The 26,675-nt window shown below is 63.8% G+C and carries 23 protein-coding genes and 1 other RNA gene; 12 read left to right on the top strand and 12 right to left on the bottom strand.

Annotated elements, in window-relative coordinates:
- Nucleotides 1-240: 240 nt before the first annotated feature.
- The 3 genes from C4S68_RS10995 to prpC all read left to right on the top strand — a co-directional run bounded on the left by C4S68_RS10995 (nucleotide 241) and on the right by prpC (nucleotide 3,998).
- Nucleotides 241-1,722, top strand: coding sequence for a metallophosphoesterase (locus C4S68_RS10995; RefSeq protein ID WP_103933093.1), 1,482 nt, complete (start codon nucleotides 241-243; stop codon nucleotides 1,720-1,722).
- A 61-nt stretch (nucleotides 1,723-1,783) separates the two neighbouring features.
- Nucleotides 1,784-2,710, top strand: coding sequence for a methylisocitrate lyase (prpB, locus tag C4S68_RS10990; RefSeq protein WP_235011522.1), 927 nt, complete (start codon nucleotides 1,784-1,786; stop codon nucleotides 2,708-2,710).
- A 97-nt stretch (nucleotides 2,711-2,807) separates the two neighbouring features.
- Nucleotides 2,808-3,998, top strand: coding sequence for a bifunctional 2-methylcitrate synthase/citrate synthase (gene prpC, locus C4S68_RS10985; protein WP_103933091.1), 1,191 nt, complete (start codon nucleotides 2,808-2,810; stop codon nucleotides 3,996-3,998).
- Nucleotides 3,999-4,286: 288 nt separating this feature from the next.
- Here prpC and C4S68_RS10975 read toward each other — a convergent pair whose 3' ends face one another.
- The 4 genes from C4S68_RS10975 to C4S68_RS10960 all read right to left on the bottom strand — a co-directional run bounded on the left by C4S68_RS10975 (nucleotide 4,287) and on the right by C4S68_RS10960 (nucleotide 7,397).
- Nucleotides 4,287-4,619 carry a hypothetical protein gene (locus C4S68_RS10975; protein ID WP_103933089.1) on the bottom strand — a complete coding sequence of 111 codons (333 nt, stop codon included), beginning with the start codon at nucleotides 4,617-4,619 and terminating at the stop codon, nucleotides 4,287-4,289.
- 208 nt (nucleotides 4,620-4,827) lie between these two features.
- Nucleotides 4,828-5,253: an OsmC family protein gene (locus tag C4S68_RS10970; RefSeq protein ID WP_103933088.1), complete on the bottom strand. Its 426-nt coding sequence runs from the start codon at nucleotides 5,251-5,253 to the stop codon at nucleotides 4,828-4,830.
- A gap of 208 nt (nucleotides 5,254-5,461) precedes the next feature.
- A complete protein-coding gene (locus C4S68_RS10965; protein WP_103933087.1) occupies nucleotides 5,462-6,769 on the bottom strand; it encodes an NCS2 family permease in 1,308 nt (435 codons plus the stop codon).
- The gene (locus tag C4S68_RS10960; protein WP_103933086.1) at nucleotides 6,753-7,397 is read right to left on the bottom strand and encodes a hypothetical protein; all 645 of its coding nucleotides are present in this window, start codon (nucleotides 7,395-7,397) and stop codon (nucleotides 6,753-6,755) included. The genes C4S68_RS10965 and C4S68_RS10960 overlap by 17 nt, the downstream gene beginning before the upstream one ends.
- Before the next feature lie 287 nt (nucleotides 7,398-7,684).
- Between C4S68_RS10960 and C4S68_RS10955 the strand changes: the two genes are divergently transcribed.
- The gene (locus C4S68_RS10955) at nucleotides 7,685-8,209 is read left to right on the top strand and encodes a cupin domain-containing protein (RefSeq protein ID WP_103933085.1); all 525 of its coding nucleotides are present in this window, start codon (nucleotides 7,685-7,687) and stop codon (nucleotides 8,207-8,209) included.
- A gap of 267 nt (nucleotides 8,210-8,476) precedes the next feature.
- On the opposite strand, the gene C4S68_RS10950 is transcribed toward C4S68_RS10955, so the two are convergent.
- Both C4S68_RS10950 and C4S68_RS10945 read right to left on the bottom strand, forming a co-directional pair.
- Nucleotides 8,477-8,932 (bottom strand): nucleoside deaminase, encoded by a 456-nt coding sequence (locus C4S68_RS10950; protein WP_103933084.1) that lies wholly within the window; start codon nucleotides 8,930-8,932, stop codon nucleotides 8,477-8,479.
- Nucleotides 8,933-8,941: 9 nt separating this feature from the next.
- Complete coding sequence (locus C4S68_RS10945) at nucleotides 8,942-10,396, bottom strand: bifunctional 2-methylcitrate dehydratase/aconitate hydratase (RefSeq protein ID WP_103933083.1); 1,455 nt, start codon at nucleotides 10,394-10,396, stop codon at nucleotides 8,942-8,944.
- A gap of 69 nt (nucleotides 10,397-10,465) precedes the next feature.
- Here C4S68_RS10945 and C4S68_RS10940 point away from each other — a divergent pair, with 69 nt between their 5' ends.
- Complete coding sequence (locus C4S68_RS10940) at nucleotides 10,466-11,641, top strand: AAA family ATPase (protein ID WP_103933082.1); 1,176 nt, start codon at nucleotides 10,466-10,468, stop codon at nucleotides 11,639-11,641.
- Between the two features lie 19 nt (nucleotides 11,642-11,660).
- Here C4S68_RS10940 and C4S68_RS10935 read toward each other — a convergent pair whose 3' ends face one another.
- Complete coding sequence (locus tag C4S68_RS10935) at nucleotides 11,661-12,638, bottom strand: cation diffusion facilitator family transporter (RefSeq protein WP_200821529.1); 978 nt, start codon at nucleotides 12,636-12,638, stop codon at nucleotides 11,661-11,663.
- A gap of 169 nt (nucleotides 12,639-12,807) precedes the next feature.
- Between C4S68_RS10935 and C4S68_RS10930 the strand changes: the two genes are divergently transcribed.
- Complete coding sequence (locus tag C4S68_RS10930; protein ID WP_103933081.1) at nucleotides 12,808-13,539, top strand: MBL fold metallo-hydrolase; 732 nt, start codon at nucleotides 12,808-12,810, stop codon at nucleotides 13,537-13,539.
- Between the two features lie 4 nt (nucleotides 13,540-13,543).
- Here the strand turns inward: C4S68_RS10930 and C4S68_RS10925 are convergent, their stop codons facing one another.
- The 3 genes from C4S68_RS10925 to rnpB form a co-directional block, all read right to left on the bottom strand.
- Entirely contained in the window at nucleotides 13,544-14,269 is a 726-nt protein-coding gene (locus C4S68_RS10925) for a hypothetical protein (RefSeq protein ID WP_200821528.1), read from the bottom strand.
- A gap of 96 nt (nucleotides 14,270-14,365) precedes the next feature.
- A complete protein-coding gene (locus tag C4S68_RS10920; RefSeq protein WP_103933080.1) occupies nucleotides 14,366-16,330 on the bottom strand; it encodes an NHL repeat-containing protein in 1,965 nt (654 codons plus the stop codon).
- A 132-nt stretch (nucleotides 16,331-16,462) separates the two neighbouring features.
- Nucleotides 16,463-16,898, bottom strand: an RNA gene (gene rnpB / locus C4S68_RS10915) — RNase P RNA component class A.
- Nucleotides 16,899-17,174: 276 nt separating this feature from the next.
- On the opposite strand from rnpB, the gene C4S68_RS10910 reads away from it, so the two are divergent.
- The 6 genes from C4S68_RS10910 to C4S68_RS10885 all read left to right on the top strand — a co-directional run bounded on the left by C4S68_RS10910 (nucleotide 17,175) and on the right by C4S68_RS10885 (nucleotide 23,392).
- Entirely contained in the window at nucleotides 17,175-18,428 is a 1,254-nt protein-coding gene (locus C4S68_RS10910) for an EAL domain-containing protein (RefSeq protein ID WP_103933079.1), read from the top strand.
- A 177-nt stretch (nucleotides 18,429-18,605) separates the two neighbouring features.
- On the top strand, nucleotides 18,606-19,832 hold the full coding sequence (locus tag C4S68_RS10905; RefSeq protein ID WP_103933078.1) for an ABC transporter permease: 1,227 nt from the start codon (nucleotides 18,606-18,608) through the stop codon (nucleotides 19,830-19,832).
- Nucleotides 19,833-19,902: 70 nt separating this feature from the next.
- The gene (locus C4S68_RS10900) at nucleotides 19,903-20,295 is read left to right on the top strand and encodes a four helix bundle protein (RefSeq protein WP_103933077.1); all 393 of its coding nucleotides are present in this window, start codon (nucleotides 19,903-19,905) and stop codon (nucleotides 20,293-20,295) included.
- Nucleotides 20,296-20,367: 72 nt separating this feature from the next.
- Entirely contained in the window at nucleotides 20,368-21,582 is a 1,215-nt protein-coding gene (locus C4S68_RS10895) for an ABC transporter permease (RefSeq protein ID WP_327333532.1), read from the top strand.
- A 65-nt stretch (nucleotides 21,583-21,647) separates the two neighbouring features.
- Nucleotides 21,648-22,817, top strand: a complete 1,170-nt coding sequence (gene hpnI, locus C4S68_RS10890; RefSeq protein ID WP_103933075.1) for a bacteriohopanetetrol glucosamine biosynthesis glycosyltransferase HpnI — start codon at nucleotides 21,648-21,650, stop codon at nucleotides 22,815-22,817.
- Nucleotides 22,818-22,837: 20 nt separating this feature from the next.
- Nucleotides 22,838-23,392 carry a hypothetical protein gene (locus C4S68_RS10885; RefSeq protein WP_146072109.1) on the top strand — a complete coding sequence of 185 codons (555 nt, stop codon included), beginning with the start codon at nucleotides 22,838-22,840 and terminating at the stop codon, nucleotides 23,390-23,392.
- Nucleotides 23,393-23,404: 12 nt separating this feature from the next.
- Here the strand turns inward: C4S68_RS10885 and C4S68_RS10880 are convergent, their stop codons facing one another.
- Both C4S68_RS10880 and C4S68_RS10875 read right to left on the bottom strand, forming a co-directional pair.
- Nucleotides 23,405-24,271, bottom strand: a complete 867-nt coding sequence (locus tag C4S68_RS10880; RefSeq protein WP_103933073.1) for a DUF1003 domain-containing protein — start codon at nucleotides 24,269-24,271, stop codon at nucleotides 23,405-23,407.
- Between the two features lie 62 nt (nucleotides 24,272-24,333).
- The gene (locus C4S68_RS10875) at nucleotides 24,334-26,400 is read right to left on the bottom strand and encodes an ArnT family glycosyltransferase (RefSeq protein ID WP_103933311.1); all 2,067 of its coding nucleotides are present in this window, start codon (nucleotides 26,398-26,400) and stop codon (nucleotides 24,334-24,336) included.
- Nucleotides 26,401-26,675 lie beyond the last annotated feature (275 nt).

Here is a 26,675-nt window from a genome sequence, read left to right as displayed (position 1 = left end):
CATTAGAGAGCATCGCGAGCCGGACAGAGAACGTGGCAGGCTGGGAAATCAAGCCGGCGGACGGGCCGATTGGCCTCCGGTACCCTGGGGGCGCTCGTTTTCCCCGCGCGGAAGGGGCGGAGCTGAAGGCAGTGGGCGATTGTCACCCAACGGTGCGGCTGAACCGTCCAAAGCCACGCACCGGGAGTCCCCGGCGTCGTACACTCAACGTGTTGCACTGTGGAGTGTCCGGACCTGAGGATGGATCGACTGCTTTCGCTGCTCCTGCTGGGCGGTGCCTGCACCGCAGGTGCGGCGGCCCACGCTTTGCCGGCCGAGCCGGTGAAGGCGGTGATGCTCTCCGACATCCACTTCGATCCTTTTCATGATCCGGCCAAGTTCGCGCAGCTGGAATCGACCACGGTTGATCGCTGGGCGACGATTCTGAGCGAGCCGGACTCCCGCACCCAGCCCGAGGACTTTGCCGCCCTGCAGAAGACCTGCAAGGCCAAGGGGATCGACACGCCGTGGCCTCTGCTGAAGGCGAGCCTGGCGGAGGTCTCGTCGAAACAGCCCGCGCCGCTGTTCCTGACCGTCTCCGGCGACCTGATGGTGCATGGCTTCGACTGCCGCTATCGCGCGCTGGTAAAGGACTACACCCCCGAGGAGTACTCGCGCTTCGCCGCGCGCACCGTCACCTTTGTGGCACTGGAGCTGAAGCTCGCCTACCCCAAAGTCCCGGTCTACATCGCGCTGGGCAACAACGACTCCGGCTGCGAAGACTACAAGGAGACGCCCAACAGCATGTTCCTGGTGACCTCCGCATGGGTCGCCGCCGCCGCCGCCGGGCAGGGCGTCAACGATTCGATCGCGATGGAGGCCCAGCACCTGGGCGACTGGAGCGTCGTGCTTCCCAAGCCGCTGCACCACACGCGGCTGCTCGTGATGCAGGACATCTTCGAGTCAAAGAAGTATGAGTCCTGCCCCGGGGGCTCGCCGACGTTGAAGCGCGATGCCGCGGCGCAGCTGCAGATCCTGTGGCTCAAGACCCAGCTGGAGGATGCTCGCAACCACCACCAGAACGTGTGGGTGATGGGACACATCCCGCCCGGCGTGGATCCGTACCAGACCATCAAGAATGGCGCCGATGGATGCACTGCAAAGAGCGCTCCGCCAGAGCTCTTCCTAGACTCCGAATCGATGCTGAATACCCTGACGGCCTATCCCGACATCGTGAGGCTGGCATTGTTCGCCCACACTCATATGGACGAGATGCGGCTCCTGAGCGGCGTGGGGAACACCGGTTCGATCGCCATGAAGATGGTGCCGTCGATCTCACCCGTGAACGGCAACAATCCGGCGTACACGGTGGCCGAGATCGACCCTGAGACCGCAACGCTGAAGGACTACACGGTGTTCGCGGCATCGAACCAGGCAGCCTCCCGTTGGGAGAAGGCGCCGACCTGGTCCGCCGAGTACACCTACTCGAAGACTTACCATGAGCCCGATTACTCGGCCGACTCGGTGAAGGCGCTGATGGGCGAGTTCGTGGCGGATCGCGCTGGCAGCTCCGACGTGAGCAAGGCCTACCAGCAGCACTACTTCGTCGGCGACGTGGGCATCAGCGGCAACCTCAAGGCTGCGGCAATGCAGATGCTTTGGCCTGTGTACTCCTGCGCGATGGCGAACCCCCGCTCGACGGACTTTTCTTCCTGCGTGTGCGGTAAGAGCACAGCGAAGTAGCCAGACCGACTCGTCGACCGACCAGACGGAACCTCAAACTGCTAGCATCGATTCCACCTTTATGGACGATTCTTTGCAGACCGCTTCGCCAGCAATGACTCCCGGGGCCCGGCTGCATGCCGCCGTCGCAGCGGAACGTCCGCTGCAGATCGTGGGTGCGACCACGGCCTACCACGCACTGCTGGCGGAGCGGAGCGGCTTCAAAGCTCTCTATCTCTCCGGCGGCGGCGTGGCCGCTGGTTCGCTGGGGCTGCCCGACCTCGGCATCTCCACCATCGACGACGTACTGACCGACGTTCGGCGGATTACGGCAGTGTGTACGTTGCCGCTGCTGGTCGATATCGACACGGGCTTTGGTGGAGCGTTCAGCATTGCACGCTCCATCCGCTCGCTGATCCAGGCTGGCGCAGCCGGTTGCCACATCGAAGACCAGGCCGCGCAAAAGCGTTGCGGGCATCGCCCGAACAAGCAGATTGTCTCGACGGAAGAGATGGTGGACCGCATCAAGGCCGCGGTGGACGCGCGCGCCGGATCTCCCGACCCGCACTTCGTCATCATGGCTCGCACGGACGCGCTCGCCAGTCTCGGAATAAACGCCGCGCTGGACCGTGCAGCAGCGTGCGTGGAAGCGGGAGCCGATATGGTCTTCCCCGAGGCCGTCGCCAAGCTTGAGGACTACACGTCCTTTGTTCGTCGCGTGAACGTGCCCGTGCTGGCCAACATCACCGAGTTTGGCGCGACCCCCATGTTCACCATAGATGAGTTGCAACGCGCCGAGGTCTCGATCGTGCTGTACCCGCTTTCGGCCTTTCGTGCAGCCAATGCGGCGGCTCTCAACGTCTATCAACACATCCGCACCGATGGAACCCAGAAGAACGTGCTGCGCACCATGCAGACACGGTCCGAGCTCTATGACGTGCTGGGCTACCACGCATTCGAGAAGAAGCTGGATGCGCTCTTTGCACGCGAAGCGAACGACAAAGATTGAGGCGTTGTACGTGAACCGTTCTACGTTGTACGTTCAACGGGGACCTGACGCAGAACGTACGACGCAGAACCTACAACGAACCCAACGGAGCCAGTTCATGAGCGACACCAGCGGCACCAGCGACACGACAGTCACGCCCGTTCCCTTCAAGCCCAAGAAGTCCGTCGCGCTCTCCGGCGTGGTCGCCGGCAACACCGCGCTGAGCACCGTGGGCCGCAACGGCAACGACCTTCACTATCGCGGCTACGACATCTACGACCTCGCCGCCAAGGCCGAGTTCGAAGAGATCGCACACCTGCTGCTCTACGGCACACTGCCGACGGCTACGCAGCTTGCCGGCTACAAGGCGCGCCTCAAGACCCTGCGTGGCCTGCCTGCGGGCGTGAAGGTCGCGCTGGAGCAGTGCCCGAAGTCCTCGCACCCCATGGACGTGCTGCGCGTGGGCGTCAGCGTGCTCGCCACGCTCGAGCCCGAGAAGCACCTCGAGAACCTCACCCATGCTCCCGGCACCGGCGCCGCCGTAGCCGACCGCATCATGGCTTCCATGGGATCGATGCTCCTCTACTGGTACCACTTCGCCAACGCAGGCAAGCGCATCGAGGTCGAGACCGACGACGACTCCATCGCATCGCACTTCCTCACCCTGCTCCACGGCTCGAAGCAGAGCGCCGAGTGGATCCAGGCGATGCAGGTCTCGCTGATCCTGTACGCCGAGCACGAGTTCAACGCCAGCACCTTCACCGCCCGCGTCATCGCAGGCACCGGCAGCGATATGTACTCATCGATCGCAGGAGCCATCGGCGCGCTGAAGGGCGCCAAGCACGGCGGAGCGAACGAGGTCGCGCTGGAGATCCAGCAGCGCTATGCCAGCCCCGACGAGGCCGAGGCCGACATCCGCGAGCGTGTCGCCCGCAAAGAAGTCATCATCGGCTTCGGGCACCCGGTCTACACCATCACCGACCCACGCAACGTCGTCATCAAGAAGATCGCGCACGACCTCTCCGCGACCGCTGGCGACATGAAGATGTACGACGTAGCCGAGCGCCTCGAGAGCACCATGTGGGAGATCAAGAAGATGTTCCCCAACCTCGACTGGTTCTCCGCCGTCGCGTATCACGTGATGGGAATCCCAACGGCGATGTTCACGCCGATCTTCGCGATCGCACGCACCAGCGGCTGGGGCGCACACGTGATCGAACAGCGCGAGGACGGCAAGATCATCCGCCCGACAGCAAACTACATCGGACCCGACGATACGGAGTGGGTGGCGATCGAAGCGCGAGGTTAGCCCGACATGCAGACATGTGGCATCTGCGGTCGAGTCTTGAACGTCGAGGCCGATCCCCTATCCGGCGATTGCGGTGGCGACTGCTGGGGTTGCATCGGCTTGATTGAGGCCAAGCACGGATGGCAGCAATCTGTTGACTTCGTTGCTGCTGAGATCGCAAGTGGCCTTCGTGATGCTGACGGCAAGCCCAAGCCGCCCGAACAGCCATTGCCGAAGTCGTGAGTCCAAGCGCGGAAGCTCACTCCAATAAGGTCCCGCAGAGGCAAATCTCACTGCGGGACCAGATTGTTAGTACCCCGGCGGAGGAGGCGGCGGCCCCTGGTGCAGGAAGCGCTCATACCCATCCCGGAAGCCGTTGCGATAATCATTGATCGCAGGCGGCGGCACAGGCGGGTTGCGGAAGCGCGGATGATGATCGAAGCGAGGCGGTCGGCCTTCCGCCACATCGTGGCGCGCGGCCTCAAAGCCATCATGCACGCCCTGCTGATGGATGGCCTGCATGTCCAACATGGGCGGCGGTGGTGGAGCGTACACCGGCTGGGGATGCGAGCATCCGGTAAGTCCTGAGCCCGCGAGCCCAATCGCCGCAAGCAGAGCGGATGCATAGAGCGTGTTCTTCATACGTCACCTCAAAATTCGGGTCTAGGCCGCGGGCCACACAAGGGCCTGCACGCCCGCTTTTGAGGACCATCCGATGGCGCCATCATCCAGCCCTGCGCGTGATGACCCAGGGCCCGCCGCGAAGTTGCGACGTTCGTCCCACATACCGTTCAGCAAACAAAAGCCCCCGGACGCGTCCGGGGGCTTTGCCTTACACACGCGATACGGCTTACACCAGCTGCGCGTCCAGCGTGATCTCCGCAGCCTTGAGCAGGCGCGAGATCGGGCAGCCTTCCTTGGCCTTCTTCGCCAGCTCCGCAAACTTCTCCGCGTCCAGGTTCGGAACGCGCACGCGCGTGATGAGATGGATCTTGGTCACGGTCGGACCGTCGTCCGTCTTCTCCATCGTGACGGTTGCCGAGGTCTCGATGCTCTGGGGCGGGTGCTCGACGCTGGTCAGCTGGCCGGAGAGCGCCATGCTGAAGCAGCCCGCGTGCGCCGCCGCGATCAGCTCCTCGGGGTTGGTCCCGATGCCGTTCTCAAAGCGCGTCGTGAAGCTGTATTGAGCGTCCTTCAGCACGCCGCTCTGGGTGCTGATCGTGCCGTTGCCATCCTTCAAACCACCGTGCCAGATGGCAGATGCTGTGCGGTCCATGTGAGTTCCTCCGATGCGAATTGTACCTAGGCTGAGATGCGCGATGCGAGAGCCGCGTCCGACTTTGACCGTGCTGTCACGGTAATCGATGCCGCCCTACCTCACCACAGACGACCGTCCCGCCCCAGGAGTCTCGGAACAGGAGTCTCGGAACAGGAGTCTCGGAACACGTACAACGTAGAACGCACAACGTAGAACCCGACCCGCCTCACCCCGCGTGCATCCACACAAACCGCGCCAGGAACAGCAGCGCCAGCAGATAAAGCATCCAGTGCTGGCGCCGAGCCCGTCCCGTCGCGATCTCCAGCACCGCAAAGCTGATGAGCCCGAAGCTCAGCCCCGTCGCGATGGAGTACGTCAGCGGAATCGTGATCAGCGTAAGGAACGCCGGAATCGCGACCCGTGGCTCCTCCCAGTCGATCCGCGCGGACCCCGCGACCATCAACGCACCGACGAGCACCAGCGCCGGTGCCGTAGCAAAGTCCGGGATAGGCCCCACCAGCGGAGCGATAAAGATCGACACCAGGAAGAGCAGTCCGGTGACGATGGCTGCCACGCCAGTGCGCCCGCCCGCCGCCACACCGGCCGAGCTCTCGATGTAGCTCGTCACCGTCGACGTGCCCGCCAGCGACCCCACCACCGTCGCCGTCGCGTCCGCGAAGAAGATCCTGTCCAGCCGCGGAATCGTGTGGTCCTCCGCGATCAACCCCGCGCGTTCCGTCACCGCCACCAGGGTGCCGATGTTGTCGAACAGATCCACGAACAGGAAGACGAAGATGATCTCCAGCGCATTCATCTTCAGCGCGCCGCGGATGTCCAGCTGGAATCCCGTCGCCTTGATCGACATGGGGTTGATCGTCGAAGGCTGCCAGTGGACTTGATGAAACAGGATGCCCACGATCAGCGTCCCCAGCACGCCGATCAGCATCGACGCCTTGACGCGATGCGCCTGCAGGATGGCAATGAAGATGATCCCGAAGATGGCCAGCTGCGCGTCATGTTGGTGCAGGTCGCCAAGCGTCACCGTCGTGGCCGAGCTGCGCACGATGATGTGCGCGTTGATGAGACCGATGAACGCGATGAACAACCCAATGCCACCCGCGACCGCAGCATGCAGCTGGTAAGGAATCGCCGCGACCAGCCTCTGCCGGATGCCCCCAAACGTCAGCAGCAGGAAGATGACGCCGGAGAGAAACACCGCTCCCAGCGCCGTCTGCCAAGGCACGCCCATGCCCTTCACCACCGTGTAGGTGAAGTACGCGTTGAGCCCCATGCCCGGGGCGAGCGCCAGCGGATAGTTCGCCAAAGCGCCCATCATGATCGACCCAAACGCCGCGCAAAGACACGTCGCGACCGTGACCGAAGCCAGCGGCATCCCCGTCTGCGACAGGATCGACGGGTTCACGAAGATGATGTACGCCATCGTGATGAAGGTCGTCACGCCGGCCAGCGTCTCCGTGCGCCAGTTGGTCTGGTGCTCGGCAAAGCCGAAGTGGCGTTCAAGTCTTTCGCGCATATTCGTGTCCTGTTCGTGGCGGCGGCTGATGATACGAGGGAAATGGATGCCTGCGAATCTGGCTCTTGATGAGTTCAGCGACTTCGTCGACATCATCGATGTCGACGAATACAGGTGTCTTCCAATCGAGGCCGAGGGCGCTGCCGCTGCGTTTCGGGGCGCCCACATGGAGAAGACCCTTGCTGACGGTTGGCGCTCCAATGCCGAAGTCGAGGGTGCCTACGCCATTCCACCGACTCGACGTCAGGACGTCGGGGAGATTCCCAAGGTAGCTGGAGATGACCTTCGCACCTGGGCGCCGCACAATGGTCAGTACCCGCTCAGTGGTGACGGCGTAAAGGATGCGTCGTTTCAGCCACGCGACGCGGATGAAACGTCCCCAGATCATGTACTGCCCCACGAGGACAAAGGGGATCCCCCAGATCGTGCCAAGGTTCCACCCATCCTTGGAAACGCTAACCTCCCAGAAGATCGCGAATCCGCCCCATAACAGGCTGAATGGAATCGTGTAGAGGTCCGAAGCATGGAAGATCACGCGCGGGTTCGGCTTCCCCGCCCAGAGCAGGGACTCGCCGCGTGACAGTTCTCCTTCGAGCAGCCGCTGCTCCTCGGGGGACAGATTTTCCATGAGGTGGGTAAAGAATAGCGCACCTCCAGACCGGCCACGCGTAGGGGCACCGCGATCTCGCCTCGCGAAGCGGAGTAGCAGCGCGCTTCAGCGCGGAAACAGCAACCCGATCACCGGGCTTCAGCCCCCGCCAAAGAACCACAACGCCGACCACAACGCCGAGGGCCAACGGCCCGACAACATAACGGCCTGGGCCGAAGGCCCAGGAAAGCATTCACGAAACGATCGAGGGCTGAAAGCCCGACACAACAGGTTCGCACTCCGGTCCCAGCCGCTACCATCTCTCCATGGCCGCTCTCACTGCTTCGGACGTCAAGGCTCTCTTCAACCTCCAGCCCCATCCCCGCGAAGGCGGCTGGTACATCCGCACCTGGGAGAGCGAAGAACTCATCGCGCCGGAAAGCTTCAGCGACGGCCGTTACAACAGCCCTCGCCGCACCTCCACCGCCATCTACTACCTGCTCGAGCCCGGCACCTTCTCCGAGATGCACATGCTCCAGAGCGACGAGATCTTCCACCACTACCTCGGCGACGCGGTGGAGATGCTGCAGTGCTTCGCCGACGGGACGAGCAAGCGCGTCGTCCTCGGCAAGGACATCGCCGCAGGCGAGCTGCTGCAGACCGTCGTCCCCCGCGGCGTATGGCAAGGCTCGCATCTGCTCAAACAGGACGATCCCAACGCCTGGGCCCTCCTCGGCTGCACCGTCACACCCGGCTTCGAGTTCGAAGACTACGCCGACGCTCCCCGCGAAGAGCTCATCGCCAGGTGGCCCGGCCAGCATGAGCTCCTCACGAAGCTCACGCACGAGTGAGCCGCAAGCCGTGTCAAGCCCCCGGACTTCCCCGCGCCGGCGAAACCCGCGCCAATACTGGCGAAATCCGCCTCCCCACCCTGGCGCATCCACTCGATCCAATCCCTTAAAATGGAGAGTAGTGCTTCCGCTCCGGGCGCCGGAGCTTCTCGCCGCGCAGACCCGCTGTAGGGTCGCGCTCGAAGAAAGCAGATACCCACCCTCAACATCCATGAATTGAATATTTTGGCCACCCCCCCACAAGGAGGGGGGGTAGGGAGTACCCCCTTAATCCACCCCGATGTCCTCGTTCCAAATCTCAGGATGCTCCGTGATGAACCCATTGAGCAGCTCGATGCACTCGCGGCTCTTCAGGTCGATGACCTCGATGCCCAGCGCGCGCAGCTCGTCGATGCCGCCCTGGAAGGTCTCGCTCTCACCCACCACCACCGTGCGGAAGCCAAACTGCCGCACCAACCCCGAGCAGTAGAAGCACGGCGCCAGCGTGGTCACCATGATCAGGTCGCGATAGCTCTTCTGCCGGCCCGCGTTGCGAAAGGCGTCCGTCTCGCCGTGGACGCTGGGATCGCCGTGCTGCACCCGCCGATTGTGCCCACGCCCCACCAGCGTGCCATCGTGCCGGAAGATCGCCGCGCCAATGGGAATGCCGCCCTCGGCAAGGCCGGTCTTCGCTTCATCGATGGCGACGGCAAGCATCGCGTTGTAGTCAATCACTTCGGACATCTGTTTCCCCTAAACCTTCACGACAAACATGGAAACGAACTCATCCACAGGCATCGCTTCGAGCTCCGCCTGATCGTTGCAGACGGCCAGAATCGTCCGCTGTTGCGCTGCATCGAAGCGCCGCGCGAGGTTGCGCTGGAACTTCTCGACCAGCAGCGGAATCCCATCGATGCGCCGCCGCTTGTGCCCGATTGGATACTCGACGACGACCTCAGGCAAGACCGTTCCATCGGTAAGCTCGAGAGTCAGAGCATTCGCAATCGAGCGCTTCTCCGGATCGTGATAGTCCCGCGTAAACTGCGGATCCTCGACACACACGATGCGCGAACGCACCTCGTCGATGCGCTTGCCCCACACGGGATCGAGCGCGACGGCATCCTCATAGTCCCCAGCCGTCAGGCGGCCAAAGATCAGCGGCACAGCCACCATGTACTGGATGCAGTGGTCGCGATCTGCAGGATTGTTCAGCGGGCCCTGCTTGTCGATGATGCGGATCGCCGCCTCATGCGTGCGAATCGTTACCTTCGCAATCTCCGCGGCCGTCTTGCCCATCGCCGCCAGCTGCCGGTGCAGCGTCATCGCGGCTTCCACCGCCGTCTGCGAATGGAACTCCGCCGGGAAGCTGATCTTGAACAGCACGTTCTCCATCACGTAGCTTCCATAAGGCCGCTGGAACTTGAACGGCTGGCCCTTGAAGCTCACGTCATAGAAGCCCCAGGTCTTCGCGCTCAGGACGCTGGGATAACCCATCTCTCCGGTCTTCGCGATCAACGCCAGCCGCACAGCACGCGAGGTCGCATCGCCTGCCGCCCAGCTCTTGCGGGAACCCGTATTCGGCGCGTGACGATAGGTGCGCAGCGACTGGCCATCCACAAACGCCAGCGACACGGCATTCAGCGTCTGCTCGCGCGTGAGGCCCAGCAGCTTCGCCGCGACGGCCGTGCTCGCGACCTTGACCAGGATCACGTGGTCAAGACCCACCTTGTTGAAGCTGTTCTCCAGCGCGAGGCAGCCTTGAATCTCGTGGGCCTGGATCATCGCAGTCAGCACATCGCGCATGGTCAACCGAGAACCGTTGCGCGTAAGCCAGTCAGCAACAGCAAGGATCGCGCCAAGGTTGTCGCTGGGGTGCCCCCACTCCGCGGCCAGCCACGTGTCGTTGAAGTCCAGCCAGCGGATGATGGCGCCGATGTTGAACGCAGCCTGCATGGGATCCAGCTCATACGCCGTGCCCGGCACGCGCGCCCCGTTGACCATCGTGAGCCCCGGCACCAGCGGCCCCAGCAGCTTGGTACAGGCCGGATAGTCCAGCGCCTCAAGGCCGCAGCCGAGCGTGTCCATCAGGCAGTAACGCGCTGTCTCGTAGGCCAGCTCGCTGGTGACGTTGTACCCCAGCACGTAGTCGACGATGTCGATGATGGGCTGGTCGAAGGGAGGGCGCTCGTTGCTGATGTGTCCAGACATAGGAAAGCTCTTAGCTGTTAGCTTCTAGGTTCTGGCCTCTGCTTGCAAGCGGACGCTATTCTGCTGCCTATGATCCGCACCGTCGCCATCGAAGGCTATCGCTCGCTGCGCAGTCTCGTTGCGCCGCTGGGACAGCTCACGTTGATCACCGGAGCGAACGGCAGCGGCAAGTCGAGCTTCTATCGTGCGCTGCGGTTGCTGGCCGATACATCCCAGAACGCGGTCGTGGGTTCGCTGGCGCGTGAGGGCGGGCTGCCTTCGACGTTCTGGGCCGGGCCGGAGACCATCGCGCGCAGCCTGCGGCTTGGGGAGCATGCCGTCGAGCCGCTGGCCTCCCGCAAGGTCGCGAGTCTGCGCATGGGCTTTGGCAGCGACGACTACAGCTACAGCATCGATCTTGGCTACCCTCCGCCGGCGCCGTTCCCGACGATGTTCCAGCTGGACCCACACATCAAGCGGGAGTGCATCTGGCATGGGCCGGTATATCGCAAAGCCACGGCGCTGGTCGACCGGCGCAACAACTTCGCGTGGCTTTCCACCACGCGCGATGAAGAGCCCGTGATGCTAACCCAGAAGCTCGCCGACACCGACAGCATGCTGGGGGTCGTCGCCGACCCGCAGCGTGCACCCGAGATGCTGGCCGTTCGCGAGGCGCTGCGCGGCTGGCGCTTCTACGATCACTTCCGCACGGACGCTGACGGCCCGGCGCGGACCGCACAGATCGGCACCTACTCCCCGGTGCTCAACGCCGATGGCAGCAACCTGGCCGCGGCGCTGCGAACGATCCTCGAAGACCGCGTCGAGAGCGAAGCCCTGCCAAACACGATCGAAGATGCCTTCCCGGGAAGCCGACTGTGGATCGAGGACATCCAGGGCCGGTTCGAGGTGCGGCTGGAGCAGCATGGCCTGCTGCGCTCACTGTCTTCAGCCGAGCTTTCGGACGGCACGCTGCGCTATCTGCTGCTGGCCGCAGCGCTGCTGACTACGCGGCCTCCGGAGCTGATGGTGTTGAACGAACCGGAAACCAGCCTGCACCCCGACCTGCTGCCCGCGCTGGCGAGGCTGATCGTGAAGGCTGCCGAAGGGACACAGATCATCGTGGTGTCGCATGCAGCACGGCTCATCGAGGAGCTGACTGCCGATGCTCGCTGTACACGGCTGCATCTGGTGAAGTCCTTCGGCGAGACGACGCTGGAGGGCGCGACACTCTTCAACAGGCCGCAATGGAAGTGGCCCGCCCGCTAGCCAATGCTCAGGCGGCCACTCAATGCGCGTGGGCGTGGCCGTGATCGTGGCTGTGGCCGCCGGGGCCGTGGTGGTGGTGCGAGTGGCCGTCGATGACCATGGGCTCGGGGGGCGAGCAGCAGCCATCGACGGTGGCGCAGTCGGTGACTTCGAGCTGGATCGTTGTGTGGTGGATGCCGAAGTGGTCGCGGACCTCGTGGTTGAGGCGGGCGAGGACAGCTTCGCACTCGGCAAGGGTCATCTCGGTGACCTGCACGTGGCAGGCGAGCGCGTGGCTCTGCGAGGTGAGGCTCCAGACATGCAGGTCATGCACGTTGATTACACCCGGAGCCTTCTGCATGGCCGTGCGAATCTCATCGAGATCGATAGAGCGCGGTGTGCCTTCCAGCAGGATGTGCAGGGTCTCGCGCACGATGCCGTAGCTGCTCCACAGGATGAGTGCGGAGATGATGAGCGAGAGCACCGGGTCGATCCACTGCATATGCGTGAGCTGGATGACGAAGCCACCGACGATGACCGCCGCGGTGGAGACCGTATCGCCCAGCATGTGCACGAAGACGCTACGGATGTTGACGTCGCCGGAGAACTTCCAGAGCAGCGTGGCGATGAGTCCATTCATCAGGACGCCGGCTGCGGCGACGGCCATCATCAGGTGCGGCTCGACCGTGACAGGGTGCAGAAATCGGCCGATGGCCTCGATGCCGATCCATCCTGCGAGCACCATCAGGCTAAGGGCATTCACGAAGCCCGCGAGCACACCGGCGCGCTGATATCCGAAGGTGCGTTTGTCCGACGGCTTGCGACCCTGCAGCCAGACGGCGACGAAGCTCAGTGCGAGGGCGGCGAAGTCCGAGAGGTTATGGCCCGCCTCTGACAGAAGTGCCAGGGAATGAGCACGAAGTCCGAAGTAAAACGTCGCGGCAATGTACATTGCTGTAAGAGCCAGCGAAACCTTCAGGATGCGTTGCACAGCGCCGTGGGTGGTCGATTGGGCCATCAGAGACAGTGTACGCCGCGGTGCAATCTCGCCGCCGTTGCTGCTGGGAATGGTATTACCCGACACGAGACAGGATGTGCATGGGCCGGCCGACGCGCCGGGCTAAATGTCCTGCACTCTTCATGTTTAAAACCGCGAGAAATGATCGCAGAGCGGAGAGTATGTCTAAGTGAGGATCAGGGAAGTCTCCGATCACGCCTTCCAGCTGACCCGGATGGGGCTGGTGAACTGCTATCTCCTGCGGGAGTCGGACGGCTATACGCTGATCGACACCGGCATCGGGGGATCGGCAGAGGCGATTCTTGTCGCGGCGCGGAAGTTAGGCGTCGCCATGGAGATCCAGCGGGTCCTGTTGACGCACGCCCACGCCGACCACATTGGCTCGCTGGACCAGCTCTGCCACCTGCTGGGGAACGCGGACGTGGCGATTGGAGCGCGCGAAGCTCGCCTGCTGCCCAAGAAACCTGCGCAGGACCGTTCACGCGACGAAAACGAACCCCAAGGCAAGCTGAAGGGGATGTATCCGGGCGCGACTTCCCAGCCGACCCACCTGGTGAGCGACGGAGAGCTGTATGGCTCGCTGCGCTGCCTCGCGACGCCAGGCCACACGCCTGGGCACTTCAGCTTCCTCGACGAGCGGGACGGCACCCTGTACTGCGGCGATGCCATGACCACCGTAGGGGGACACCTGCACATCTCGGGCTGGGCGCCCTGGTACTTTCCTCTGCCGAACTTCGCTACCTGGGACAAGCCCACGAACCTGGAGACTGCGCGCAAGCTGTTCGAGCTCGCCAGCCTGACGCAGATGGAGCAGGTCGCTCCGGGCCACGGGCCGGTTTGCCCGCTGAACTCCAAGATTCTGGCTGTCGCGATCGTCGAGGCAGAGCACACGCAATCATGAAGGCCTAGCGCGACTTGGGCGTCAGCTCCGATTGCGAGAAGTCCCGGCTCAGCCCGAGATGTTCCGCGGTCGCATCAAGTTGGCGTTGTTCGCGGAAGAAGAGCTGGCGTGGGTTGGAGTGCGGGAAGAACCGGATGACCACCTCGGCGTGGGTCACCGACTCATCCTTGCCGTCTTTGAAGGGATAGCCCAGATCCTGCAGCAGGTGCAGCGAACCTTCATTGCCGCTGGGATTGCCGTCGTCCGCCACGATGCCGAAGACCGCGCGGTGCGTGCGGTGCGAATAGACGGCCACGAAGTCGCCCAGCTGCGCTCCGCGGCGGCGGCCCTCGTCGCCCAGCACAACGTAGTTAATGCGCGTGGCGTCCACGTAACGGAGCGGATCCTCTTCGCGGGTGCGGGCGGGATCGGTGAAGGCTGTCTGCGAGATGTAGTAGCCAGGAGCGGGATCGTGCGGCCCCTGGATGACAGGCTTGGTGGGGTCATCATCGTCGGTGAGGAAGCCGACGATGGGGGCGTTCGGCCGGGCGCGATAGTGAGCGTTCTTCAGGTAGTCCAGCGTCTTCTTGCCACGTGGACCGTAGGCCGTGGGGGCGCCATCGACGTCAACGTCCATGCGCCGGGTCAGGATCTCGAAGGCCGGATGCTGCTGTTTCAGGATTGCTGGAGCAGCCACCCCTGGGAGGGCGGCGGCGAACGCGACAGACAAAGCGAAGCGGCAAAGCGGCACGGGAGAAACCCTCCAGTTCTTGGACGAATCGCAGCCTCGCGCGGACGCCTGCGTCCCTGGCGGGGAGAATACCTGACTCGCGTGACGGCCGCGTGGTTACGGGGCGGAGGGGGTTCCCAGCAGCGGCGTTGCGGTGGGTGTGGCCAGGCCGAAGAACATCGTCAGGTGGCTGGTGCCGAAGCTCGAGACCCAGAGATCCCCCGAGAAGTCGGGAGCGATGGAGATCGGCTCGCTCAGGGCTGCATCGAGGCCGTAGCCGCCCGGCTGGGTCGCCGAGACGTAGGCCGGGGTGATCCCGGTGCCAACGGTCGTCGTGCCACCATTGCCTGCCAGCTCCGTGATGGTGCCCGCTGACGTCGTGGCGTAGTAGTTGGTCACCCAGATGTTGTTGCCCGCGTCGACGGCGATGGCGGCGGGCTCGGTGAGGCCGCCGTTGGTGGTGTTGTGGATCAGGATCGTGCCGCTGGAGCTGACCTCGCTGACCGATCCGGAGCCGTAGTTGGCGGACCAGGCGTTGCCCTGCTGATCCACGGCGACGCCGTTGGCCGTGTCGCAGCAGTTGGGGTTCGCGAGGATAGATCCATCCGAGGCGAGGTGGGTGACGGTGCCTGTCACCGAGGTGCTGTCGCGGTCGTTGTTGGCGATCCAGAAGCCGCCGGAGCCATCCGCCGCAACCGCAACCGGTGCGGCGATCTGCGGCACACCGAGGTTGCCGGAGACGAACGTTCCCGAGGTGAGGTAGATGGAAGCTGTGGAGTTGTTGTAGTCCGCGATATAGAGATGGCCGTCCTTCGAGGCCGCGATGCCGATGGGGTAGTCCATGGTGCTGTCGACGACGAAGTTGCTGCCACCATGCTGGATGATCGTTCCAGGGCTGGAGGTGGAGGCGCCGTTGAACTCGGTGATCGAACCGAGGGAGCCGCCAGCGTAGAAGTTGGTCGCCCAGACGTTGCCGCTGGAATCCACGGTGACGCCGAAGGAGCCGTTGAGCACTCCGGTCCCGTAGCCCGTGGAGCTGAGCGCGACGCCCTGCGGCGTAAACCCGGAGAGCACGCCCGGCTGGCTGACGACCCAGACGTTTCCCGAGCCATCCAGCGCAAGGGCGCGAGTGTATTGCATACCGCCGCCGGTGACGCTGAGGGTCATCGTCCAATCCCTCGGCGCGACGGACAGGACCGGCGAGAAGACCGCCGTAGCCGGGGCAATCGCGTAGATCGTCGCGACGTTGTTGCTGGGATGGCGCACGATGTCCAGCGCCGCAGTGAAGGTGTCGGACGGTGCGGTGGCGCCCGAGGGCGTGGCCGCAGTGAACAGGGCGCTGCAGACCGTGGCGCCATCCGAGGCGGCGCAGGCATGCAGGATGTTCGCGAGGGTGCTCAGCTTGGCGGTCTCGACGACCTGGGCGGAGCTGAGCGTGGCGAGCTGGCCGGTCGTCGCATTCGCCAGCAGGCCAGCGTTGAGGAAGGAGTTGGCCATGCCTGCAGCGTTGGTGGAGCTGGAGCTGATCGCCGTGGCGGATGTCGTGAACGGCGCCAGGGCGTAGGCCACAGCGACGCTGGTGAGCTCGTTGACGATGACGCTGGGCACGGTGGCGCCAGTAAGCTGCGAGCAGCTGCCGATGGCCGCGACGAGCGACAGCGCGTGGTTGGTGGCGCTGCTCGGCAGGCCGGGGCTTCCGCCGGTCGCTACCACGTAGACCTGATCCTTGCCACTGGAGCACGACAGCGTTCCGGTGAGCGTGAAGGTGCCGTCGCTGGCGGTCACGGTCGAGCTGGTGAGAACGGAACGGGCCGCGGCTCCGTTACCGGAAGTTCCAGCGGCGTAGAGAGTGACCGTGGCTCCCGCGACGGCGATGGAGCCGGCCAGCACCTTGCCGCTGAGCACGGCTGCGCCAGTGCTGCCTCCGGTTCCGCTGCCGCCCGTCCCTCCTGTGCCGGTGCCGACGGATACAAAGGAGCCGGATCCGCAACCCGTGAGCATCGCAACCCCGGTGATGGAAGCGAGGAGCGATACGACTGCCGCACAGCAGCGACGAAGCGAAGGGTCCGGGATCTGGGCCATGGTATTCGGATTCTAGCCAATGAACCCGCCCGGGAGTGTTGGAGCGCGGAGGAAGGATAGAGATTGCCCGGCTTCCTTCCCGAAGCGATATCGGCAGTGGGGACGGAGACCGCTGGAATCGCGTTTGAGAATTTGTGCAGGCGGCCCGTAAGCCGAATTCTGTTTTAGACGGTCATTCCTCTAGGCGCAGCATTACTGATGCGCTCCAGCAACCTACCCGCAGGTTCCGACTTGTGCTCGCGCACATCCCTTCGTCTTGCCGTAACGGGCCGCTACGTGACATCGCCTGAAGAGGAGCGATTGTCTCCCTGCCTATTTGGTCTTGCTCCGTGTGGGGTTTACCGTGCCGTTGTCATTACTGCCAACGCGGTGGGCTCTTACCCCACCGTTTCACCCTTACCTTGTGTCCTTGCGGCCACCTGGCGGTCTGTTTTCTGTTGCACTGGCCGTCCACGAGCCTTGACGCTCGCGTCCCGGACGTTATCCGGCACACTGCCCTGCGGAGTTCGGACTTTCCTCCCCCCGGTGTAGCTTGCGCCCACCGGGCGGCGACCATCCGACCGCCTGCACCTCTCCAGTGTAGCAAGCGGGTTGGGTGGGCTCGACTGGCAGGATGCGCAGACGGCTGTGCAGGCCATCCCGGGGGTGACCCGCGCGAAACTGCGCTGCCAGTGGCTCACGGAGGATGTCCCATATTGGGAAGGAAATGGGCCTGAAAGCGTACTCCAACCCGGTTGGTGCACGCGACTGGTTACTGTCTGGTAGTGTTCGCGCGGATTCCTTACGACCATCGGTCGGGCGCTGACCCGCACGGGCCTTGTTCTTGGCGTTAGTCTGAAAATCTATGCTGGCCAAGCTGAGCGATCTGATCCGGGCTCTCGAAGACGACGAGATCGTTCCCTACTTTCAGCCGATCGTCGACCTGCGCTCCGGTGCGCTGCGGGGCTACGAGGTGCTGGCCCGGTGGATGCATCCTCATGACGGGCTGATCCTGCCGATGAACTTTATCGGCGTGGCCGAGGACAACGGGCTGATCGGCGAGCTGACCAACCAGGTGCTCCGCAAGGCCTTCAAGGAGACCCGCGAGCTTGGCCTGACGCCGCGGCTGGCGGTGAACATCTCGCCGCGACAGATGCGCTACACCAGCCTCCCGCTGCAGATCAGGAACTCGGCGGAGGAGCAGGGCTTCCCGCTGGACAAGCTGACCATCGAGATCACGGAGAGCGCGCTGATCGGGAACATCGAGCAGGCGACGCAGATTGCAAACGCGCTGAAGGACCTCGGCTGCCGGCTTTCGCTGGATGACTTTGGGACCGGGTATTCGTCGCTGGCGCATCTGCAGGCTCTTCCGTTCGACCAGTTGAAGATCGACCGCAGCTTTGTCGCATCCATTGCCACGCGCCGCGAGAGCCGCAAGATCGTCGCGGCGATCCTGGGCCTGGGCCACAGCCTCGACCTGGTGAACCTCGCCGAGGGCGTCGAAGAGGACGCGCAGGCGGAGATTCTCTTGCGCCTGGGTTGCGAACTCGCGCAGGGCTGGCGTTATGGAAAGCCGATGCCGTCCCAGGCGATGCCGCATGCCGAAGCCGCCGAACCCCATTCAGTCGCGCTGGGTAGCCTGCACGGCCACAGCGGTTCGGTGCTGGAGGCTCTGCCCGCCGAACGGCTGGCGCAGATGCAGGCGATCTACGACGGCGCTCCCGTGGGCCTTTGCTTCCTGGATCGCCGCCTGCAGCTGGTGAGCCTGAACCGCAGGCTGGCGGAGATGCTCGGCCGGCCCGTGGAGTGGCACCTGGGCCGCAAGGTGAGCGAGCTATACCCCGAGACCTTCACCCTGACCGAACCCTACCTTCGCCGTGCTCTCTCCGGCGAGGCGGTGAGCGACGTGCGCATTCGCGGCGAAGCCGCCTCGGGACGCGATACCCTCGTGAGCTTCCAGCCCGCGCGCGACGAGGCCAACGAGGTGATCGGCGTCTCGATCGCCGTGCTCGAGCTGACGCCCACCACGCAGCCACTGAACGAGCGGGACGAGCGCCGAGAGACGAGTCAGCGCCGCAATCCGGCAGGCTGGTTCCTGTCGGGTGTCGAGCAGCAGTAAGCCTTCCCACTGCCGATCTTGAGGCCCCGGCCGGGGCTTTGGAGGCGGATGGAACCGAACTCCCACAAGGCGCGTATCTCCCGGTGCAGGTACACGTGTGTCCGGCGGCGGGTCCGGTAGCACTGTCCGCCGCACAGGATAGACTCGGAAGGGCAAGCTCTCTGCCCGGAAAGTCCGATGGAAACCAAGGAAGCATTCCGGATCGCGGTCCAGTCGCTGTGGGCCAACAAGCTGCGCAGTGTGCTGACGCTGCTCGGCGTTGTGATTGGCGTGGCCAGCGTGATCGCGGTGGTGACCCTGATCAATGGCGCGAACAGCTATGTCGCCACCAAGATCAATAAGCAGGGCGCGGACGTCTTCACGATATCGCAGCAGCCGGCGTTTACGACCAGCTACAAGGAATACCTGAAGTTCCAGAAGCGCAAGGTCATCGGCCTGGATCAGTACCATGCGATCCAGCAGGGCTGCACGCTATGCAAAGAGGTGGGCGCGCTGCAGTCGACCACCGGCAAGATTGTGTACGGCACGCAGTCCAGCACCGACACCCAGATTCGCGGCTACACGGCCTACATGCCGGAGATGCAGAACCTCGACATCGCCGAGGGCCGCAGCCTGACCCAGTCTGACGAAGAGCACGCCACGCGGGTGTGCATCGTCGGCTCCGATATTGAAGAGAATCTGCTGAAGTTCGCGGACCCCATCGGCAAGGAGATCCGCGTCGACGGCGTGCCGTGCACGATTGTGGGCCTGGGCGAAAAGCAGGGCAAGACGCTGGGCCAGAGCCAGGACAACTGGGTAGCGATCCCGTTGACCGCGTATCAGAAGACCTACGGGACGAAGAAGTCCGTGACGATCTACGCCAAGGCCGGCAGCGGAGCCGCAGCGATGCAGGCCGCCAGCGACCAGGGCCGCGTGATCATGCGGCAGATCCGGCATGATCGACCGGGCGAGGACGACAGCTTCACGCTGGAGACCTCGAGCGCGCTGGCCGGGCTGTTCTCAACGATCAGCAACTACATCGGCGGCGTGGCCGTGGCGATTGCAGCGATCTCGCTGGTGGTTGGCGGCGTGGTGATCATGAACATCATGCTGGTGAGCGTGACCGAGCGCACCCGCGAGATCGGCGTGCGCAAGGCTCTGGGGGCCAGGCGCAACGATGTGCTGCTGCAGTTCCTGATGGAGAGCGGAACGCTTTCGCTGATCGGCGGAATCTTCGGTGTCATCGGAGGAGTCGTCGTCGCGAAGGCCGTGTCGATCCTGCTGGGTTTCCCTGCCGAGATCGCTCTGTGGAGCGTGTTTGTGGGGCTGTTCGTGGCACTGTCGACCGGCGTGTTCTTCGGTGTGTACCCCGCGCGCAAAGCCGCGGAGCTGGATCCGATTGTGGCGCTGAGGAGCGATTTCTAGAAGCAAGTGAGTAGAGTTCAGTGAGTAGTGAGTAGAGTTCGACTATCCGTGGCCGCTGAGAGGTATCGCCATGACCAGAGCATCTTTCCGGGAGTCAATTGCTTGGCAACGAGCCATGGAGCTCTCGCAGGTTGTGTATCAACTTACTCGATCCTTTCCCAAGGAGGAGCTGTTCGGTCTGAGCAGTCAGCTTCGGCGATCAGCGGTTTCTGTTGCGAGCAACATCGCTGGAGGTCAGGGGCGGATCACGACGGGAGAATTTCTGCAGTTTCTTGGAATCGCTCGCGGCTCGGCGCTGGAGGTAGAAACGCAGCTCGAGGTTGCCCTCCGCGAAGGCTATGGTCCGCCGGACATGATCCTTCGGGCAGAAGCACTGGCGGAAGAAGTTGTAAGAATCTTGAATGCGTCCATTGCCACCACGCGCGAACGACGTAAGCGTCAACGGTCCGCTTCCGCCACATAACCCACTACTCTCTACAGTCTGACCTCTACCCACTTTCCTATGCGAACTACAGACCAACGCGAATCCGTCCGAATGGCGCTCGATACGCTGCGCACCAACAAAGTGCGGTCGGGGCTGACCATTCTTGGCATTGTCATCGGTGTGATGACGGTGATCACCATCTCTTCGGTCATCAACGGACTCAATGGGTCGATCTCGAACCTGGTCGCGTCCTTTGGCACCAATGTGCTGTGGATCTTCCGCTTCCCTGTGATTGGTGTGCGGCCGACGGCAGAGATGCTGGCGCGCAAGCAGATGACCTACGAGGACATGGAAGAGATCGCCAAGCTGCCCCATGTGGTCGCCGCGTCTGCCTCGCTGCAGTACACCAACTACCAGTTCAACGCCGGGTCGGTGATTGCCAAGTGGGGCACCCGCAAGGTCGACAATGTGTCGCTGGATGGCGATACAGCTTCGACGGCGGAGGTCTATGACCGCATCCTGACGGAAGGCCGATACTTCACGCAGATGGACCAGGACAGCGCCGCGGACGTCACAGTCATCGGCAGCGATCTGAGGGAAGGTCTGTTTGGCCCGGTCGATCCGTTGGGCAAGGAAGTGATCATCGATGGCCGCACGTTCACCGTCGTGGGAGTGCTGGACAAGCAGAAGACGGCGTTCGGCGGTGGCAAGAATCCCGCCGACAGCTATGCGTACTTTCCGATCTCAACCTTCAGAAAGCTGCATCCGGAGATCCTGGATTACTGGCTGAGCGCGAAGTTCGATGACCAGAAGAACAAGGGCCTCGTCGAGGATGAGATTCGCGAGCTGCTGCGGCGGCGACGCAAGGTGCGGAACTCGGCAGAGGACAACTTCTCTATCTTCGGTTCGGATTCCATTACGCGCTTGTGGACGCAGATCACCGGCAGCCTCTTTCTGCTGATGTTTGGCCTGAGCGCGGTGGGCCTGATGGTCGGCGGCGTGGGCGTGATGAACATCATGCTGGTGAGCGTGACGGAGCGGACGAGAGAGATTGGCGTGCGCAAGGCCATCGGCGCGACGCGAGGCGTCATCCTGATGCAGTTCACGCTGGAGGCCATCGTGCTGTGCGCGGTGGGTGGAGCGATTGGCATCGTCGTCGGCTCCGGCGTGGCGATGATTGCGCGCTTCTTCATCTCGGCAACGGTGAGCCCGATCTGGGTCGCGGTGGCGTTCATCTGCTCCTGCGGCATTGGCCTGATCTTCGGAATCTATCCGGCGTACAAGGCGGCCAACCTGAACCCGATCGAAGCGCTGCGGTACGAGTAGAGTTGCCGGTATTCGCATGACGCGGATCACCAGCTCCTCATCGGCTGGATGAGACGATAGAGAGAATGGATCCGTTTGCCGTAACCGTAGAGGCCGTCGCCGGGGGCATGACCGCGGCGGGGATCGCTTACAGCGCGCTGGCGCTGGCTGGAGCACGATCCTTCCTGCGCGACTCGAACAAGACCGCCCCGGCACAGCCACGCGAGTTCTCTCCGGGTGTCTCGATTCTGAAGCCCGTGAAGGGGCTGGACCCCAACATGTACGCCGGTCTGGTGAGCCACTGCCAGCAGCGCTATGCGGGGCCGTTCGAGCTGGTCTTCGGCGTGAACTCGCTGGAGGACTCTGCGGTGAGCGCGCTCGCGCGGCTGCGGGTGGAGTATCCCGAGGTGCCGATCCAGTTGATCGAGTGCACCGAGCGGCTGGGCAGCAACGGCAAGGTCTCCAACCTGGTGCAGATGCTGCGCGCTGCGAAGTACGAATACGTGATCGTGAACGACTCGGACATCGTCGTGGGGCCCGATTACCTGACGAACGTGCTGCGGCCGTTCGCGGAGCACAAGGTCGGGCTGGTGACAGTCCCCTACTTCGGCCGCGCCAGCGACACACTCTGGTCGCGGCTGGAGGCGCTGGGAATCTCCACGGACTTCCTCGCAGGCGTGCTCACGGCGCGCAAGCTCGAAGGCGGCATCAGCTTCGGGCTGGGCTCCACGCTGGCGACGACGAAGACGGCGCTGGGCACCATCGGCGGCTTTGAGACGCTGGTGAACCAGCTGGCCGACGACTACGAGCTGGGGGCGCGGCTGCACAAGGCCGGCTGGAAGATCGAGCTGATCCACGAGGTGGTGGCGACCAGCCTGCCAGCCTATGGATTCCGTGGCTTCTGCGACCATCAGCTGCGCTGGTCGCGCGCGGTGCGGGACTCGCGCAAGGCGGGTTATGTGGGCCTCTGCTTTACGTATGTGCTGCCATGGGCGCTGGCCACGGTGCTGGCGTCGGGCTGCTCGCTGTGGAGCGTGACGCTGCTGAGCGTGGCTCTGGTCATGCGGGTCGCCGTGGCGCTGCAGGTCGGTGTGGGTGTGCTGCGCGATGCGCAGGTGCTGCAGGACCTGTGGCTGCTGCCTCTGCGCGATTGCTTCGGGCTGTTCTTCTGGGCCTGGAGCTACGCGAGCAACACGATTGTGTGGCGTGGCGAGCGGTTCCGGCTCAAGGATGGCGAGCTGGCGCCGGTACGATGATCGCGGCGCGCCGCAGTGGAGTGCGACAGAGGGAGACTATCCCGTGCGCCTCCGCGGCGGGGCGGCTGGCGAAAGGTCCAGCTGCGGGCCTCGGCGCAGCGAACGCCATCGCGCGTGAATCGCTGGCGGATGGAGCGAAGCTCAACGAGCTGGTGGAGGCACTTGCCGATGCGCGGGGACTGGTGCGGCATCGCGCTGCTAATGCGTTGAAGAAGATGCAACGAGAAGACCCAGTGGTGCTGGAGCCTTTCACGAAGCAGATCCTGGATGCAGCAGCGAAGGAACAGGATCTGCGGGCGCGCTGGAACCTCGTTGAAGTGCTGGGACACTTGCCGCTGAAGGGCCGCAATCGAGCGCTCGCGCTTGAACTGCTGTTTGAGGCTATGAGGGACGAGAGCGCCATTCTGCGCGCCAATGCGATGCAGTCGCTCGCCGACCAGGCCATCTTGGACCCAAAACTATTGCCCAGGATGTTGCCGATTGTGCGAGCTGCGCTGGAGGATCCAGGTGCAGCAATGAGGGCACGAGCGCGACGTCTGCTGCGATCACTTCAGAGACTTCCATCCCAGAGATAGAAGCGCAGCCATCTACTCGTGGTGTTCCTTGCGATGAAGCTCAAGCCCGCTGCGAAGCTCGTCTTCGACATCCGCCATCTTGTCGGTGAGGAAGTTGAGCTTGCGGGTGAGGGCCTGCACCTCGGCTTCGGCGCGGCGGTTGACCGCGAAGTTGTGCTCGGAGCGGAGACGGTCGCGGGTATCCTGGCGGTTCTGGCTCATCATGATGACCGGCGCCTGGATGGCAGCAAGCATCGAGAGGAAGAGGTTGAGCAGGATGAAGGGGTACGGGTCCCACGAGGTGCCGTGGAAGTGGACCAGCGCGATGGAAAGCCCGGTATAGCCCAGCAAAACGACGGCGAATGTGATGATGAAGGTCCAGGAGCCGCCGAAGCTGGCTACGCCATCGGCGATGCGCTGGCCGAAGGTCTCGGTCTCGTCGATGAGGTCTTCGGGGTTGCGCGCGGCGCGTTCGCGCACCAGGCTCTGCGCGGAGTGGATGTCGCGCGCCAGCACAGTGAGCATGTCGAGCCCGGCCATGGGCTTCTTGGAGAGCAGCACCTCGATGTCGTGACGATCGATCTCGACACACGTCGTGGCTTCGAGCGCGATGGCCGTGGTGTGGTGCGGCACGTTCTCCAGTAGCGAAGCAAAGCCGAAGAAGTCACCGTGGTGCGGCTCGGCGAAGGGGACTTCCTGGCCGTCTTCATCGATCAGCGTGACGGAGACCGAGCCATCGATGACGACGAAGGCGCGCAGGGCCTCATCGCCGGCCTTGTAGATACGCTGGCGTGCGGTGAAGTTGCGCAGCTCGACCTGTTGCGCGAGGACGTCGAGCTCGTCGTCATCGAGCAGGGAGAAGAGCGGGACGTGGCGAAGTTCGGAAGGGGTACAGGGCATAGGGCAGATGCGAGATGCGAGATGCGAGATGCGAGATGCGAGATGCGAGCCGTTAGATCACTTTAGCGGTTTGGGCGGTTGCTGACGATCTCTTTGCCGCCGGACCGGGCGATGACATATACCGGACTAATGCCCGAGGGTAGCTGATTGGGCGGATCGGTAAGTGACTGCCACATGAAGATGCGATGCGGTCCGGACCAGAGACCTTCGAGATCCTCGTGCGAGGGGAAGATGTGCGGCGCATCTGGGAAGAAGCTGCCGTACCAGAGATTGGAGCTGCGGCCTTCGTAGATGCCGATGGGAGCGATCGCGCGCAGATGCGGCCCCGTACCATCGCCGCTGGCGAAGTTAGCGCGGCCATAGCTACGCGGACGTTCCAGGTAGAAGCCCAGTGTCGAGCCGGCCTCGTATTCGCCGTGGATGATGACGACGTCGTCGGGCTGGAGCTGCTTCTGGATGGCCTCAGCCAGCTGTGCAGAGCTGAGCACTGGTGCAAACGTGCGCAGGCCCAGGTGCGCGGCGAGCAGGAAGGTGAAGGCTCCGGCGGAGAGCAATAGCGTCGCGGTGTGCGGATGCTTGCGGCGGCGCAGCATCAAGGCCATCACCGGCCCCAGCAACAGTCCACAGGCCGCCAGCACCAGTGGCACACGGAACATACCCAGCGCGCGCATGTCGAGGTCGAGGAAGTGTCCGAAGCTGAGGGCGTACTCACCGGGATTCTGCGAGAGCAGATCGCTGAGGTCGGTGCCGGGCGCGGGCTGGCGGGTGTGCAGCAGCAGGTAGACCGTCACCGCCGTGAAGAGTGCGCCGAGGGCGGCGAGGATCAGCAGCGGCATGCGGGCGGGATCGCGCAGTCCCTTGCTCTCGCACTCGGCGCGCTGTGCCTGCACCGTCGCAAGCCAGCCGGCGATGAGGATGGCAAGCGCTGGCAGTGCGGGGAGCACGTAGTACTCCTGCCGCGTGGAGAAGCTGAAGAAGAACAGCACGAACGCTGCCCAGATAACGAGCAGAAGCTGGCCGCGCTGCTTCAGCGGGAGGTCGTGGCGGCGGAGCTGGCTGCGCCACTTCGCCGAGTGGACCGGCAGCGCCCAGCGCACGGTCTGCGGAAGGAACGCCGACCAGGGCATCATCCACACGAAGCACAGGCCGAGGAAGAGCACGAGCGGGACGGTGTCGTAGTCATGCGGCACGCGCAGGTTCAGGTAGCGCAGCAGGTGCTCGTTCATGAAGTAGAACCACGCCCAGCCGCGCACGTTGCCGTCGGTGGGCAGCGGCACGATCCAGTGGCCGAAGTGGAACGGGAAGATGTACTCGGTGACGAAGCGGAAGGGCTCCGGATGGCCCTGCCCGGGGTTCGCGAGCGCGGCGAGGATGTGCCACGGCGCGGCGATGAGCAGGAAGACCGTAAAGGACCGGGCGAGGTGGAAGTCGCGAATGCGGCGCAGCGAGCGCTTCAGGCCGCGCGTGAGCAGAAGATAGATCGTCGCGATGGCCACCGGGAACACGAGACCGATAAGGCCCTTGGTGAGCACGTTGAGGGCGCAGGCGATCGCGAAGCCATAGCAGCTGTGGCGATGGGCGCGGGGGTGGCGGGCGGGATCGAGCAGTTGGGGGTTGAGCGCGATGCGTTCCAGCAACCAGAAGAAGTACAGCGCCATCGCGAGCCACAGGCAGACCATCGCGTCCGGGATGGTGATGCGCGTGAAGATGAAGATGCCGAAGCTGGAGAGCAGGATGAGCGCGGCATAGAGGCCGGCATAGACGCGACGGAAGAGCCTGCGCGCGAAGGCCTCCGCCAGCAGAGCGAGCGCTAGCACGGTGAGAGCCAGTGGGAGGCGCGCAAAGGCCACGAGGGCGCGCGGCGAGTGGAGGCCCAGGGTCTCGGCGACGCGCATCGAGGCGGCCATGGACCAATAAAGCAGCGGTGCCTTCTCGAGATAGCGGATGCCGTTGGCGTAAAGCGTAACCCCGCTCTCGCGCATCAGCATCTCGCGGGCGACCTCGACGTGGACGGAGTCGGCATCGTCCAGCAGCGCGGGCGTGAAGAGCGTGAAGCTCGCATAGAAGGCCAGCCATGCGGCGATGACGCACAACAGCGTGGAGCGTGGCCTGGCGAGGGTGCGGGTCATGTCCATCCAGTGTAGTGGGGTAAGTTCTCTGCTCCGTGAGATGTCAGAAGGTCGTCGGCTGGATAGCCTTGGGACTCGATCGAATCTGCAGTTCTCTGGCTAGCGGAATGCCACCACCGGCGCGGTGACGAAGGACACGCGGCGTTTGGGCGGTCTGGGCGGATGATGAGGCCAATCTCCAGCCGTACACTAGAGGCGCGATGAGTTCGACTTCCAACCGAGCAGACAAGGCTGCTAATCCGTCGGCCCAGTGGGCCAACATGCGGCCCATCCGT

This window comes from Bryocella elongata (assembly GCF_900108185.1).
Taxonomy (GTDB): Bacteria; Acidobacteriota; Terriglobia; order Terriglobales; family Acidobacteriaceae; genus Granulicella; species Granulicella elongata.
This window is presented reverse-complemented; position numbering and strand designations above follow the sequence as displayed.